Raw genomic sequence first — 15,061 nt, forward strand, 5'->3', positions numbered from 1 at the left:
TTAGACCTAGGCCGAGACAATTGCCAAGGGCTCTGGGCCTTCAAGCGCGGAGGCAAACGCGCCCTGCAGGCAGGGTCCACAAAAGCAATATGGATGCCTGTAAACCACAAGACGCGCACCAACAATGGGCTGCTCACACATTACGCAGTGCTTTGTCGCCGGAGGGCTGCGATCGGTTGGTGCGCGGTCACTCCCGTAAGACTCCGCTACAACTGCGAAAAGCTTGCCGAGACAGTGATAGCACGCGAATCCATTTGCACCGCCCAAGACCGGCCTCAAGTCACCTGATGCACCACAAAGGATGCAGTGAGCGCGCCCGAAGCTCACGCTTGCCCCGCGTTGCGTCCAGATTCTTTGAGCCAATATTCGTAGTCCCGGTAGTAGCTTGTAGCCGTCTCGCCACTGCGCTTTTGACGAATGTACTCACGCGCGGCTGCAACTGCTTCTGCAAAGTTGTCTTCTGTGACCATTGCACCTGGGACCGGATCGTAAGAACCTTTGAGGTTGTTACACACGCCACAGGCTGTGACGCGATTCCACACGTCCTCGCACGGACCGTTTTCCTTTCTGGGCTTGAGATGGTCGAGATGGGAAGCTGAGAACGAGTCGAAAGACTCTAAGATGTCTTTGCCGCAATAGACGCACTTGTGACCGTCACGGACAAACGCCTGATAGTACGTGCTCCGGGGCTCTTCTGCGGGATGCGTCATAACTTCCTCCTTGGTCTAACGCCGTGCTAACCGGCCGAGGGCCGAGATGGTTTGGTTTGAACGTAACATGTCCCCGACGGTCCGGTTAAGCACATAGTTAGACCTCACAGCTGCAGCTTGGCGAGCGCCTTGAAGACAGCCACAAAACCCTTAAGGTCGTCCTTAACAATCGTCTTGTCAGCCTTGAACTCTGAAAGCAGCTTCTGTTTAAGGGAGTTCTTGGCAGACTTCCGCTCCTTCGTATCTGCTGATCCCATTTGCATTACAAGGTCAGTGTATTGCGCGTAGACCTTTGCTAACACTCGCTCGGGCAGAAGACCTTCAATGCAGTCCTTGCCAGGCTTCGGTAGGCCGACAGGAAGATAGCTATCACCCTCTACCAATCCTATCTGAGTCATGATTCGCTCAAGGTCGCTCTTGGCATCAAGATCAAAGGTAACCAGTACTTTCTTAAACTTCTCTACAATGAACTTCAGCAGGATCGAATTGCGAAGCGCGTCTTTGCCGCCGTAAGGAACGATATCTACTCCAGCTGGCAGGGAGAGTTCAGGAATGCATAGTGTTCCGATATGCTCAAAGTAGGAGCGATCAATGTCGCCTTCCACCAGCAGAACGCACTGCTTCCCACTGAAAAGAACCTCCTTCCAAGCGAGGAATTCGGCGTTGTTCAGCCCAAGGATGTTGCCGAAAGGCTCCATCCAATTGTCTTCCTTTACATCGATAACCTCTGTCTGCTTCGTCTTTCCGTAGACCTGCTTTCGACCCAGCAGCACGTTTGAAATTACGCTGTCTTGGCAAAGCATGTAGGGGCTGTGCGTGGTGACGATAGTCTGAATCTTCAACTCGTTCGCAAGATCGATCAATACGCGGCCGAACTCTGCTTGCGCGGATGGGTGCAGAAAACTTTCAGGCTCCTCAATGATCATGAAGGGTGTAATCTTGTTTTCATCCGGCTTTGACCTAATTCTGCTTGTTTGCAGCATCGACATTAGGATCTGAGTTCGATTCTTTGTCCCGCTCCCCCAATCATTTAGCGGAATATCCACGTTCTTGTCGCGAAGATTGACGGCAAACGGAATGGATCCTGTGAACATTCCTTCAGGAATCGCGAAATCGACGTCGTACTTCTCTTCGAGATGACCAAGGAGCTCGGAAAGCTCAGTCTTATGGGCCTTTGAAATCTTCTTTATCTTGTTCTGGACCTTCTGGACCTCCTCAGAAATCTGTTTCAGCTCATCTGCTGTAAACATCATCTCGTGAAGATGACGCCCGGCTGGTCCGAAGATGTGCGCATAGTTGCCCGCGGAGTCATGCATAAATGCAAGACTCGACGACGTCAGCTTCTGGAGAATCTCTTTTGAGTTGTAGTTCGAGAGTTCCTTTGGGCCAACCCAAGCCACGCAGTCCGTTTCATCATTCGACTTGTAGCTGACTCTGACGCGAAGCCTAACGCTCTCGCCAACAAGCTTCTCCTCGTTAAACTTCTCGATGAACAGAAAGAGTCCTGGATCATCCGCGGAAGTCACCGTCATCTCATAGTCGAAAACGATGTCGCCGTCGCCTTTGGTCCACTGAGTCTTGTCGTCTCGGTAAGCCACGCCTTCGCGCTTTCGATAGAAGTAGACCTCGCGAGAGTTGTCCTTAAAGGTGTTTCGGATTGCTTTGATGAGTGAGGTCTTCCCGGCATTGTTCTGTCCCGAGATAGCGGTGTAGTAGCCGTGGAACTTGACCTCAACGTTCTCGAGCGTTCGATAGTTTTGGACGCGGACGATGTCTAGCTTCATGTGGGAGTCTGCAGAGTTTTGAGGTGAGGTCTAACTACAAGTAGACCCCGAAAGCGGGGTGTAGCACCGATCCTGCGGCATGCGCGGGGCACGGTCAAGGCGTTTTCCTACACGAAATCAATCCTTTGTCCATGGCGCTCGCGTTCGCGAAAGCTGAACGTGTCGGTGTTATCACTCACTTGTGAGGGCGTAATGGGTTATGCCGGCGAAAACGAGGTTGGGGCACCGGCCGCGCGCAGGCCACAGGCTCCGCGCTTGATGGACGAAGTTCGTCGCAGGTTGCGGCTCAATCATTACAGCTTGCGCACCGAGCAGGCGTACACGGGATGGATACGTCGGTTCATCCTCGCCAACGGCAAGCGGCATCCGCGTGAGCTGGGCGGGGCCGAGGTTGAGCGGTTCCTGAGCGGACTCGCGGTCGATGGCGAAGTGGCGGCGAGCACGCAGAATCAGGCCTTGTCGGCACTGTTGTTCTTGTACCGGCAGGTACTGAAGATCGAGCTGCCGTGGTTGCAGCAAATGGCGCGCGCGAAGCGTCCGCGGCGCTTGCCCAGCGTGCTCTCGCGCGATGAAGTGACGCAGTTGCTGGCGATGATGGATGGTCGCGCATGGCTGGTGGCGAGCCTGCTCTACGGCACCGGGATGCGCTTGATGGAATGCCTGCGCCTGCGCATCAAGGACATTGACTTCGCGCGCAACGAAATCCTGATTCGCGATGGCAAGGGTGGCAAGGATCGACATACGGTGCTGCCGCGCGCTCTGATCGATCCGTTGCAACGCGAGATCGACCGTGCGCGTCGGCTGCACGCGCGTGATCTGGCCGAAGGTTTCGGGCGGGCGCGGTTGCCGCATGCGCTGGCGCGCAAGTATCCGCGCGCGGCGAGTGAACCGGGCTGGCAATTCGCGTTTCCATCAGCCAGGCGCTCGCGCGATCCAATTGACGGATGCGAGCGCCGACACCATTTCGACGACGCGGTGCTCGCGCGTTCACTGCGGCAGGCACGCACGCGATCGGGAATCATGAAGCCGGTCAGCGCACACACGCTGCGACATTCCTTTGCGACCCATTTGCTTGAAGCCGGCTATGACCTGCGCACGATCCAGGAATTGCTCGGCCACAAGGATGTGGCGACCACGCAGATCTACACCCACGTGCTCAATCGCGGTGGTCACGGGGTGCTCAGTCCATTGGATCGTTGAACACGGGTGAGTTGGCAACCCGGCTTTGCGCGCGACGCATGTTGTTGGCTGCGTGGAATCGGCGATCGACGGCGCCCTGCCCAAGAGGTGGCCGGCAAGGCCGCAGGGCAGGGGCCGCGTGGATGCGCTTTGCTTCAGGGCGCGTCGAAGCCGTCGTCGAAGATCGCATCGATGCTGAAGGCATGCGTCGTGGTCATCGCGATGGGCGCGCCCTTGCCGGTGTTTTCCCACAAGGTGTGCAGCAGGTCGCCCCAGTTGTCGGTGACGTTGCCATCGCGCAGCGCCTCTATGTAGTGGCGCGTGAGCGTCTGGTAGTAGAGCGTGGCGGTGACGCGCAGGGTGTTGGCGGGCAGAGTGTAGGCCTGTTCGTGCCAATACTGGCCATCGGCATAGGCGATGCCGACCACCGGTGCGCCGGCGGCTTCGAAAGCGGCGTTGTTGAAGCCGCGCGGTGGAATGCGCGTGTCCTTTTCGATGGTGTCGGCGAGCGCCATGTGCGTGGTCACGCCAGCCGGCAGGCCGGTGGCGCTGGCAGCGTCGCTGCTCAGGCCGACCAGCATTTCGTAGACCGTGGTGCTGGCTTCGTCGAGGTGTGCGGTGAGCGGATCGTAATGCCCGTTCTCGCCGATGAGTGTGCCGGCGGCGTCGTAGTAGCGCAGGTTGAGCCAGACGCGGCGACCTTCGATGTGGCCGGTCGGCAGCTTGTGGCCGGTGTGGTTGGTGACGCGCGCGGTCACCTGATTGCCGTTGAGCGTGAGCTCGACGCTCGCCGCGCGTTGCAGCATCGACAGCGCCTTGGCGCGTCCGACTGCGACGTGGGCGGGATCGACATCAGGGTCGTTGGCAGTGAAGGCAGCAATGAGGTCGAGCGAGGGCACGGCCGCACCGGCGAATTCATGCGAGGCGAGATCGGGGCGGATCGCGCCGCCGAACCAGGGCCGACCCGCGACGCCGGGCATGTGGCAGCTCTGGCAGGTCGAGACCACCGGCCCGCGCGTGCCACCGAAGCGCCCGCCGAGATCGACGCCGGTGCTGGCGAAGCTCGACAGTTTCCATTCGGTGTAGGTGCGCTCGAGCGGGAACAGTTGCGCGGGATCATGCGTGGGCGATTCGGTGTTGATCGCGTTGTAGCGATAGGTGCCGTTGCCGAGCCTGGATACCGCGACGTTGCCGACATCGTGACAGGTGCCGCACAGCGCCGCGTCGCGATGGAACGGCGAGACAAGGAATTCGTGCATCGGGTTGGCGTCTTCGCGCGGGCCGCGGCGACGGCCTTCGGGATCGAGCACGAACATCGCGTTCGAAGCGTATTGCGGCACGGCATCGAGCGCGGCGAGAATCGATTCGTCCTCGGGCGGGCTCACGCCGGGTTTGTACACCGGATCGACCATGCTGTGGCAGAAGTGGCAGGTCACGCCTTGCTTGTCCTGCGCGTCGAGTGTCGAGCCGTCGGCCTGCGCGACATGACCGGTCACCACCGCCACCGGCAAATGACAGCGTGTGCAGAAGCTGCCGACATTGGCGACATCCTGATTGGCATTGGTGACCTGCGCGATGTACAGCGGATCCTTGCCGCCCAGTCCCATGAGACTGCCGGACCAGCTCGCATGGATGTCATCGTTGCTGTTCGCGGGCTGGTAATTGCCGTGGCAACTGCGGCACACCGATGGATCGATGAGATTTTCCAGTGGCATGTCGCCGACCTGGGTGCCGGGCACATGGAAGTCGGCGGCGGTGGTCGGCAGCGGCAACTGTGCCGCGGCGTGCGGCAGCCACGCGGCGATCAGGATCGCGGAGAGCAGGCTCGAGTCACGCAGGTTCACGGCACGCATCACACGGCTCCAACGGACGGTCCAAGGCTGGACGAGAGCGCAAGTCGGTGCGCAAGCGAGAAGGCGGCGCAACCCGCAGGCACGGGCAGGCAGTGGATGTGATGGTCTCATGCACGAGCGGTGGCCGGCGCGCCGGTGGCGATGCCGGTCATGCCGGCTTCGCCGTGCCAGTAGCCATTGCGTGCGCCGATCGACGCTGGCGCCTGTGCGTCGCGGCGGGCGCGATCGAAGTGGGCGACGATCCCGGCCATGCCTTCGGCCTGCGGATACAGGCGCAGCACGTCGACGCCGAGCGCGCGCAGGTGCGGCAACTCGGGGCCGAGGTCGGTGATTTCCTCGCCCTGGATCTGGATGCCGTTGACGCGCAGGAAGGGTTTGCCTTCGCGCGTGGCCAGCGGCATGCCGTCGGGATAGTCGATGCAGCGAAAGCCGCATTGGTCCTTGGGCACATCGAGTGCGCGCGCGGTGAAGCAGCGCGCGGAGAACGACAGCGGCAGACGGCCGAAGGCGATCACTTCAAGCTCGGGCATCGTCTTGCCCTCGGCACGCATCGCCGCGCACACTTCCGCAATGAGCGCCTGACCCTGTTCGACGCCGGGCACCCAGCGCCGCAGGCCGTCGTCGATCAAGAGGCCCAGCGCATGATGGTTGTAGACATTGAGCGTGGGGCCGGCAACGAAGGGCACGCTGCGCTCGCGGCACAACTGCACTGCCGACAGATCATTGGCCTCGATCATGAGGCCGCCTTCCTCGACCAGGCGCTTGAGCGCACCCAATTCCGACTCGGCCTCGATCAGCGCGAGCGAGGACAACACGATTTGCTTGCCGCTGGCGGCCAGCTCATGCGCGAGATCGATCCAGTCGCGCGTGCCCAGTTCGCGGCGCTTGCTGCACACCGTTTCGCCGAGATAGATGATGTCGAGCGGCCAGTCGACGGTTTCGCGATAGAACGCAAGCGTGCGCTCGCGCGGCCAGAAATACTGCAAGGGACCGAGGCTGAGTTTCATCGCCTCGTCCTCAATGCCAATGCCGGTGATAGGGGCCGAGCGTGGTCTGGTGGCCTTCGGCATGACGCGAAAGTTCCTGTTGCCAGCCCGGCTGCACGCTCCACGTGTCAGGCGCCGCGGCATGTCGATCGATCGCCGCGCGCCAGGTGCGCGTGACCGAAGCAACGTAGGCGACGCCGCGCTGGCGACCTTCGATCTTGAGCGCGGCCACGCCAGCCTGCGCGAGTCGCGGCAGGAGTTCGAGCGTGTTGAGGCTGGTCGGTTCCTCGAGCGCGTGGAACACCTCGCCGCGCACGTCGAAGCGGCCCTTGCACACGGTCGGATAGCCGGCCGGTTCAGCCGGTTCGAACTTGTCGATCAGCACCTCGTTGAGGCGCACGCTGCGGCGACCGTCGGTGGATTCGTCCCAGCGCACGAACTTGGCAGGCGAGCACACGCCGTGGCGGTTGGGCGAGGCGCCCGTGACGTAGCTGGACAACTGGCAGCGACCTTCGACCATGATGCACAGGCTGCCGAAGGCGAACACTTCCAGCGGCACCGGGCTGACTTCGCACAGACGCTCGACCTGCTGGATCGAGAGCACGCGCGGCAGCACCGCGCGCGCGATGCCGAAGCGCTCGTGCATGTAGCGCAGCGCCGGCGCGGTGGTGGCCGAGCCCTGCACCGACAGATGCCGCGCGAGCCTCGGATGCGTGCGCGCGGCGTAATCGAGCACCGCCATCTCGGCGGCGATGATCGCATCGCAGCCAAAGCCCGCGGCCTTGTCGACCGCGGCAAACCATTGCGCCAGACGCGCGCTGTCGGGATAGGTGTTGAGGGCGAGATAGACCTTGCGCCCGCGTGCGTGCGCATGGTCGATGCCGCGACGCAGTTCTTCGTCGCTGAAGTTCAGGCCCGGAAACGCGCGCGCGTTGGTCTGGTCGCGCAGGCCCGCGTAGACCGCGTCGGCGCCGGCGTCGATCGCCGCCTGCAGCGCTGGCAGGTTGCCGGCAGGACATACCAGTTGCATGCGCACCTCGCGCCTTGGGAGTTTCCGCATCGTCCACGCGAGGCCCGCGCGCGTCCTTGATCTGGATCAGTTCACGCTTGATCCGGGTCAAGCAGCCGAATTGGATGCCACGCTGGTTTCGCGCGCAGGTGTTGGCGATGGCGGGCGCCGGATCGGGCGGCAGGGCACGCTTTCGAAGCGGGCGTTTGCGATGACGCGGACTCTGGCGCGCGGTCATGCAGTCAGCACGCGACCCGTATCGGGGGTCGTGCAACCGTCGGCGTGCAGCCGGGCATTGCGGGCCCGTTTCCGACGCGGCTTCGGGCTCGAGGATGTGCAACTGTCCGGCCTGCGCTGCGCTGCGCCTGATCGGTGCGGGCGAGGGCGGCGAGTCACGGGCGCGGCGCGAGAGCTTCCTCGCGCGCGCGCCGGCCCGATCACGAGCCGCGCGCCCGCAGGAGCTTGCGCAGCAGGAGTGCCACCAGCATCCAGCCCATGCTGCCCGCGCCTGCCAAGAGGATTTCGAACGGCCACAGGTTGTGCGAGGTCGGGTCGCGCGCAGTGTCGATGAACAAGCTCAGGATCACCCAGGCCACAGCTGCTGCAGGCACGGCCGCGACCACGCGCCAGATTCCGCGCCAGCGCCACAGGCCCCAGGCGGGTCCGCCAAGTCCCAGCAGACCAAACGCGTACATCGTCAACATGAAGCCATTGAAAAAGGTGATGACGCCCATGCTGACCGGCTCGGCGTCGGCGGCCGCGCGTTCTTCGCGGTCGAGACGTTCATTTTCGGCGAGCAGAGCGGTCACCCACGGTGGCGCCGTCGTCGTCGCAGGTTCGCTGCCACCCGTGATCGAGACTGCATGGCGGGCGATCTCATGGGTGCCGCGCGTGGTGCCGTCGCCGGCGCGGATGCGGACCTCGTCGACCTGCATGCCTGGATCGAACAGGAAGAACCAACCCAAAGCCTCGCCTTCACCGGCCGGGTACACATGCGAAGGATTGCTGCCGGCGCGCGCACGCTGGCCCTGAAAATACGGTTCGGCCCAGATGTGCGTTGGCACGTCGCTGTGATAGCGCAGGTGCAGGTAGAAGTTCTGGTTGCGGCCGAGCGTGACCACGGAGCCGGGCGGATCGGTGGCGACGACTTCGACATTCGTCTCCGCGCATGCGTTGCGGCCGGGCGCGAACAGGGCCAGCGTGCAGAGCAGTGCGGCAAGCCATGGTTTCATATGCCTTCCCCTGCGATGCAAGCTTTGTGCAGCATAGCGGTTTCCGGTCGCAATGGGCCTGCGACCCGAATGCCCGGCCCGATTGGGGGCGCGGTCAGCGCTCGACCGTCAGGGCAAGCTCGCCGTGATCGCTGCCGTGGGCGTTGCTGGCGGTGATGCGCAGCGCGAACGTGCCGGCCTGCTCAGGCGTGCCGGAAATCACGCCACGCCGGGTATCCAGGCGCAGTCCGGCCGGCAGTCCGTCGAGCGCAAACGCCGTGACTGCATGCTGCACGGCGATGCGGTATCGCCAGGGCTTGCCGACCTGCGCCTGCGCGGTGGCCGTCGTGCCCAGCAGCGGCTGGCGCCGATGCTGCTGGTTCATCCATGCATTCAAGCGCAGGCGCGCGTTCTCGCGCAGATCGAGCCAGAACAAGGCGATGTCGAACACGTGGTAATTGGTGCCGCCGAAGACGCCGCCGTCATTGAAGTATTGCGCGGGTAGTGGTGCTGGCGAGACGAAGTCGAACGAGCCGTCGTTGCGCACGGCGACGAGCCGTGGCAACAGGCGGTCAAACGTGTGGTTGGTGCCGAACGGAACCGCGCCGCGGTGTTGCACGAGCGTGGTGCGTGGTCGGCGTGCGTCCCAGCTCACCGGGTTGATGTTGCTCAGGGCCTGCGCCGGCGCCGTGATCCAGCGTTGCCGCGCGCTGTTCCAGTAACCGTTCTGGCGCCAGGCGGCAAGATCGGCGTCGGTGTTCTCGCCAAAGGTCCCCCAAATGGCCACGCAGCGTGTCTGCGCCGGGCGCACGCACGGCCCGATGCGCCTGAGGTCGTCGCGAAAGACCGAGCGCGGTATCGGCTGGCCCGGCAAGTAGGCAGCCACGAGCAGATGTTCCATCGGCGTGCCCTGGATCGCCTCGCTGAGCAGGCGTTGCGCATGATTGGTGCCCTGGCTGTGCCCGACGAGAATGAACGGGCGACCTGCGTTGTAGTGCGTGACGTAATGGCGGAATGCAGCGAGCACGTCGGCATAGGCGAGGTTGGTCGGGCGCTGCTGGGTTTCCTCGTCTTGTTCGTAGAGAGGCAGCGTCACCTGGCGGTAGCGCGGCGCATAGACGCGCGCCACGGCATTGAACGGCGTGGCCTGGGTGAGCAGCATCAATGCACCGATCCTGGCGGCCTCGGCATCGTCGATCGCGGCATTGAAGCCATTGCCGCCCATGCTGGTGGTGGGATGGATATAGAACACATCGGCCTGTGCCACATCCTGCAGGTTCGAAAAGCCGGCTCCCTTGGGGGTATGCATGGCTGCGGATGGGTGGTCGGGCAGGGCAAGCCAATTGGTGGGGTTGCCGTAGTCAACGATCGGCCAATCCGCGGGCTGGGCAACGGGTGTGGCAGTTTCGGACGCTTGGGCTCCAGCCGCTGCGCCGGCGATGGGAACCGCAAGACAACAGCAGATCGAGAGCAGCAGGATTTGCAGGGTGCGGCGTGATGCGGGCGATTGCATGGGCATGGCCTCTACGGCTGCACGGATGTGCCGGGTGGATGGGTGGCGAGCCAGTGCCTGCGCAAGGAGCGCAGCTGCCCGACGAACAGCAATGTCCAGGCGGCGATGCCCAGTGCGAACATCAGGTGTGGCAACTTGCCGAGGAAGGGCAGGCTCAGCGCCTCCATCATGCGCATCGTGCTCACGGCGTACATGCCCAAGGGAAACACCGCGCCCCAGTACATCGGATCGTAGGTGAACGGAAAACGGCGCACCACGTGGCGCCAGATCGCCAGTACCAGCAGCATCGGGATCCACCACGTTCCCGTGGCCCAGTAGAACACCGTGAAACCCTTGAGGAAGGGCAGCATCGAATTGAGGAAGGGTGCGTGCGGCGTGTTGAGGATGAGCAGCGAGCCGGCGAGCGTGGAGATCGCCATCGCACCCATGTTGATCCAGTACGGCGGTGACAGGTCGGCCGGCGAGAATTCGAAGAAGGTGTAGCGGTAGAAGATCAGCGACATCATCCAGATGTAGAGCATGCCGCCCCACAGCCACATCGACAGCGCGAAGAAATTGAGTTCCAGCCGCAAGGGCTGTCCGACCTCGGGCGCGATCAGTGCCGAGATCACCGCCATCGATTGGGTCGCCACCACCGCGAGCAGCCAGCCACCGTTGATGCCGCGATCCAGGCTCGGCTTGTTCTGCTTGACCGTGAGCACGGTGAAGATCGTGTAGGTGAGGCCGACCCAGGCGATCAGGCCGACGCTGCCGAGCAGGATCGCCAGGCGCAGGCTGCCGCCGATCAGCAGACTCTGGCTGCCGAGGATCGAACAGGCGGCGACGAAGGTGAAGAAGCCCGGCGCCTGCAAATGGTTGAACAAGTCGCCGATCACCAGCCGCGGGTGCCAAAGCAGGCGCGCCGCGGCAAGCGTGCAGATCAGCACGAACAGGATCCAGTTGATCACGAACAGGCCCTGCGCGAGCAGCGGCAGCTCCATCAGGTGCGCGGCCAGCGACAGGATCCCGGTTGCCATCACCATGCTGAAATAGCCCGGAGACATGGTCGTGATCGAAGTGCGGATTTTCTGCAGCCAGAACTTCATCGTTCGCGGCCCTGCGGAGGTTGTGGCACAAGCGCCGGCTGGCACGGCAATCGCCGGCCCCGGCAACGGGCCGACGCCCTGCGGCCCCTGATCTCGAGGGTGCATCCTGCGTCCGGGCGCGGCGCACGTCCATGATCGAGGTCAATCACCGGGTCGCGCCGGAATCCGTATGCGGGCCGGCGCATTGACCCCTTCGGCGTCGCGGGTCGAAGATCCGCGGTGGCCCTGCCGTCCAATTGGCGGAGACCCAACGCGGAAAACCACGATGGCCGAACTGCCGATCCGCTGCACCATGATCAGTGTCATTGCCCTGCGCGGCAGCGGCGCGCGTACCCGCATGCTGCTCGTGCGGCGCGCTTCGCGTCATCTCGATGGCCTGTGGAGTTACGTTGCCGGCCACGTCGAAACCGGCGAAACCGCGTGGCAGGCGGCGCGGCGCGAGCTGGCCGAGGAAACCGGTCTGGTTCCGCTCGAACTGTACGCCACCAGCTTTTGCGAACAGTTTTACGATGTCGGTGCAAACTGCATCCAGGTCGTGCCGGCCTTCGTCGCCCGCATTGCGGCCGAGGCGCAGGTGCGACTCAACGGCGAGCACTCGGCGTTTCGCTGGGTCACGCTTGCCCGCGCAGCCGATGAACTGCCGTTCGGCAGCCAGCGTGACCTGCTGGCCCATGTGCGCCGCGAGTTCGTCGAGCGCGCGCCGCAGCCGGTTTTGCGCATGCCTTAGAGACTCGTCCGTGCGGGCCTGTTCAACTCGGCCCACAGCGCATCGACGCGCCTTTCCACTTGCGCGTCGGATTGGATCGGCCGACCCCAGTCACGCGTGGTTTCACCCGGCCACTTGTTGGTGGCGTCGATGCCGAGCTTGGAACCCAAGCCCGCGACGGGGCTGGCGAAATCCAGATAGTCGATCGGCGTGTTCTCCACCAGCATCGTGTCGCGCGCGGGATCCACGCGCGTGGACATCGCCCAGATCACCTGCGACCAGTCGCGCGCGTCGATGTCCTCGTCGACCACGATCACGAACTTGGTGTAGGTGAACTGGCGCAGGTAGGACCACACGCTCATCATCACCCGCCGCGCGTGGCCAGCGTACTGCTTGCGGATCGACACCACCGCGATGCGATAGGAGCAGGCTTCGGGCGGCAGGTGGAAGTCGATGATCTCGGGAAATACCTTCTGCAGGATCGGCACGAACACCTCGTTGAGTGCCATCGCCATCACCGAAGGCTCATCGTGCGGCGCGCGGCCCATGTAGCTGCCGTGGTAGATCGCGCCGTGGCGCAGGCGCATGCGCTCGACCGTGAGCACGGGGAAATGATCCTGCGCGTTGTAGTAGCCGGTGTGGTCGCCGAACGGGCCTTCGAGCGCGGTGTCGTCGGGATGGATGAAGCCTTCGAGCACGATCTCGGCGCCTGCTGGTGCGTCGAGGCCAGTGAGCTCGCTGCGCCACAGGCGCGTGCGCTGGCCGCGCAAGAGGCCGGCGAATTCGTATTCGGACAGGGTGTCGGGCACCGGCGCGACCGCGGCGAGCAGGGTGGCCGGATCGGCGCCGATCACCACCAGCACGGGAAACGGCTGCTGAGGATGCGCGCGCTTCCAGTCGGCGTAGTCGAGCGCACCACCACGATGCGGCAGCCAGCGCATGATCACGCGATCGGGGCCGATCAGCTGTTGGCGATAGATCGCCACGTTCTGCCGCGGCTGGCGCGTGCCGCGCGTGACCACGAGGCCGAGCGTGATGAGTTTGCCGGCATCGCCGGGCCAGCAGTGCTGGATCGGCAGCTCGGCGAGGTCGATGTCCTTGCGCTCGATGCTGCGGTCGAGGAACGCGGCCTCGCGCACGTTCTGCGGCGCGACATGCGCGAGCTGGGCCAGTTCCGGCCATTGTGCGAGCGCCTGGCGCAGGCTCGATGGCCAGCGCGGTTCCTTGATCGAGGCGAGCAGTCTGCCCAGTTCGCGCAGCGAGCCCAGCGGACGGTCGGCCAGCGCGAGTTCGATGCGGCGGCGATGGCCCATGAGATTGCCGAGATAGGCGTGCTGCGAGCCGCGCGGGCGTTCCATCAGCAGCGCCGGCCCCTCCTCGCGCAAGGCGCGCAGGCTCAACGCGGTGGTTTCCAGATGGGGATCGACTTCGCTCGCCACGCGTGCGAGTTGCTGCTCGCGTTCAAGGCGGCCGAGGAAACCGCGCAGGTCGTGGAAGCTCATGGCGCGGATCCGGGAATGGCGAGGCTGTCGTCGTCGGCGGGCGTCTGCAACTGGCGATGCACGGCATCGAGCGCAGCGAGCAACTGCGCGCGGGCTTGCTGCGCGTAGGGGTTTTCGCGCTGGATCGCCGCGAACAGGTGGCCGGCGTCGCCGCGCACCGCATCCAGCATGCGCTGCATGCCCTGGAACGAAGGCGGCGCGAGCGTGAGACTGTCATCGACGCCGAAATCGATCAGGCCCTTGGCGAGAAAGAATGCCATCGCATGCGTGCGCGCCATCGCGCGGTCGTGAATGGCTGCATCGAGCTCGATCACCTCGCAATCGAGCGCGCGGAACAGCTCGCCCACGCTTCGCGCGGCCTGCGCATGTGCCGCCGATGGGCACAGCACCACGCGCAGCGGGCGATCGCCGCGCGCCAGACTCAAGGGGCCGAACAACGGATGCGTGCCGACATGAGCGATGTCCTCGCCGAGGATTTCATCCATCTGCTCGCAAGGATGCAGTTTGACGCTGCCGACATCGAACACGACCTGTCCCGGTTGCAACAGTGGCCGCAGCTCGGCAAGCGCCGTGCGCAGATGCGGCACCGGCATCGCCAGCACCACCCACTGCGCATCGGCGAGGGCATCGGCGAGACCTTTCGCGGCAAGTGCGGCCGGCACCTGCGCGTGCGGATCGTGCACGCGCACGCGATGCCCGGCCCGCTGCAGGAGTTCGGCGAAGGCCGCGCCGAAGCGACCAAAGCCGAGCAGGGCAACGGCGCCGCGCGTCACGTCGGTCCCGGCAAGGGCGCGGCGCCGCTGTGCACGCAAGCATCCAGATGCGTGCGCCAGGGCTTGCAGTCGATCCGATGTGCAGCCAGCCACGCGGGATCGAACAGGGTCTCGGCATAGCGCTCGCCGCGATCGCAGAGCAGGCTGACGATGCTGCCGCGCTCGCCTCGCGCGCGCATCTGCGCGGCCAGTTCGAGGCAGGCGACGAAGTTGGTGCCCGAGGAACCGCCATAGCGACGCGCGAGCAGTTCATCGAGCGACCAGGTCGCCGCGATCGAGGCGGCATCGGGCACTTCGATCACGGCGTCGACCACGTCGAACAGGAAGCAGGGTTCGACGCGTGGACGGCCGATGCCTTCGATCAAGGTCGGTTGGCTCGCGCAGGCTCGGGTGTCGCGGTTGCGGAATCCATGCACGAAGGCGCTGCCTGCAGGTTCAGCCACGCACAACTGCGTCGGCAGGCGCCGGTAGCGCAGGTAGCGGCCGATGGTCGCCGAAGTGCCACCAGTGCCGGCGCCGCAGACGATCCACGCCGGTTGCGCATGCGGTTCGTGTTCGAGTTGGCCGAGGATCGACTCGGCGATGTTGTTGTTGCCGCGCCAGTCGGTGGCGCGTTCGGCCAGGCCGAACTGGTCGAGATGGCAGGCGCCGTTGGCGGCGTGCCAGGCTGCGCGCGCATGCACCTGCGCCGGATCGTCGACGAGGTCGCAGGCGCCGCCGAGTGCTTCGACGGCGCGGATCTTCGCCGGC

13 protein-coding genes are annotated in these 15,061 nt (G+C 64.1%); 2 read left to right on the top strand and 11 right to left on the bottom strand.

Going from position 1 to position 15,061, the window contains the following annotated elements; translation table 11 throughout:
• Window positions 1-323: 323 nt before the first annotated feature.
• Both KF759_RS13760 and KF759_RS13765 read right to left on the bottom strand, forming a co-directional pair.
• Window positions 324-710, bottom strand: coding sequence for an HNH endonuclease (locus KF759_RS13760; protein WP_291226416.1), 387 nt, complete (start codon window positions 708-710; stop codon window positions 324-326).
• 104 nt (window positions 711-814) lie between these two features.
• Entirely contained in the window at window positions 815-2,494 is a 1,680-nt protein-coding gene (locus KF759_RS13765) for an AAA family ATPase (RefSeq protein ID WP_291226417.1), read from the bottom strand.
• A 258-nt stretch (window positions 2,495-2,752) separates the two neighbouring features.
• Between KF759_RS13765 and KF759_RS13770 the strand changes: the two genes are divergently transcribed.
• Window positions 2,753-3,694 (top strand): integron integrase, encoded by a 942-nt coding sequence (locus KF759_RS13770; protein WP_291226418.1) that lies wholly within the window; start codon window positions 2,753-2,755, stop codon window positions 3,692-3,694.
• 134 nt (window positions 3,695-3,828) lie between these two features.
• Here KF759_RS13770 and KF759_RS13775 read toward each other — a convergent pair whose 3' ends face one another.
• The 6 genes from KF759_RS13775 to KF759_RS13800 all read right to left on the bottom strand — a co-directional run bounded on the left by KF759_RS13775 (window position 3,829) and on the right by KF759_RS13800 (window position 11,330).
• The gene (locus KF759_RS13775) at window positions 3,829-5,526 is read right to left on the bottom strand and encodes a hypothetical protein (protein WP_291226419.1); all 1,698 of its coding nucleotides are present in this window, start codon (window positions 5,524-5,526) and stop codon (window positions 3,829-3,831) included.
• A 107-nt stretch (window positions 5,527-5,633) separates the two neighbouring features.
• On the bottom strand, window positions 5,634-6,533 hold the full coding sequence (locus KF759_RS13780; protein ID WP_291226420.1) for a U32 family peptidase: 900 nt from the start codon (window positions 6,531-6,533) through the stop codon (window positions 5,634-5,636).
• A 10-nt stretch (window positions 6,534-6,543) separates the two neighbouring features.
• Window positions 6,544-7,542, bottom strand: a complete 999-nt coding sequence (locus KF759_RS13785; protein WP_291226421.1) for a peptidase U32 family protein — start codon at window positions 7,540-7,542, stop codon at window positions 6,544-6,546.
• Between the two features lie 416 nt (window positions 7,543-7,958).
• Window positions 7,959-8,753 carry a hypothetical protein gene (locus tag KF759_RS13790; protein WP_291226422.1) on the bottom strand — a complete coding sequence of 265 codons (795 nt, stop codon included), beginning with the start codon at window positions 8,751-8,753 and terminating at the stop codon, window positions 7,959-7,961.
• A 94-nt stretch (window positions 8,754-8,847) separates the two neighbouring features.
• Entirely contained in the window at window positions 8,848-10,251 is a 1,404-nt protein-coding gene (locus KF759_RS13795; RefSeq protein WP_291226423.1) for a DUF3089 domain-containing protein, read from the bottom strand.
• A 5-nt stretch (window positions 10,252-10,256) separates the two neighbouring features.
• Window positions 10,257-11,330, bottom strand: a complete 1,074-nt coding sequence (locus KF759_RS13800; RefSeq protein ID WP_291226424.1) for a tellurite resistance/C4-dicarboxylate transporter family protein — start codon at window positions 11,328-11,330, stop codon at window positions 10,257-10,259.
• A gap of 265 nt (window positions 11,331-11,595) precedes the next feature.
• On the opposite strand from KF759_RS13800, the gene KF759_RS13805 reads away from it, so the two are divergent.
• Window positions 11,596-12,057, top strand: a complete 462-nt coding sequence (locus KF759_RS13805) for an NUDIX domain-containing protein (RefSeq protein ID WP_291226425.1) — start codon at window positions 11,596-11,598, stop codon at window positions 12,055-12,057.
• On the opposite strand, the gene KF759_RS13810 is transcribed toward KF759_RS13805, so the two are convergent.
• The 3 genes from KF759_RS13810 to KF759_RS13820 all read right to left on the bottom strand — a co-directional run.
• A complete protein-coding gene (locus KF759_RS13810) occupies window positions 12,054-13,538 on the bottom strand; it encodes a UbiD family decarboxylase (protein WP_291226426.1) in 1,485 nt (494 codons plus the stop codon). The genes KF759_RS13805 and KF759_RS13810 overlap by 4 nt on opposite strands.
• Complete coding sequence (locus KF759_RS13815) at window positions 13,535-14,311, bottom strand: prephenate dehydrogenase (protein WP_291226427.1); 777 nt, start codon at window positions 14,309-14,311, stop codon at window positions 13,535-13,537. The genes KF759_RS13810 and KF759_RS13815 overlap by 4 nt, the downstream gene beginning before the upstream one ends.
• On the bottom strand, window positions 14,308-15,061 hold a 754-nt coding region (locus tag KF759_RS13820; protein WP_291226428.1), incomplete at its 5' end, for a pyridoxal-phosphate dependent enzyme. The genes KF759_RS13820 and KF759_RS13815, both read right to left, overlap by 4 nt.

Source organism: Dokdonella sp. (assembly GCF_019634815.1).
Taxonomy (GTDB): domain Bacteria; phylum Pseudomonadota; class Gammaproteobacteria; order Xanthomonadales; family Rhodanobacteraceae; genus Dokdonella_A.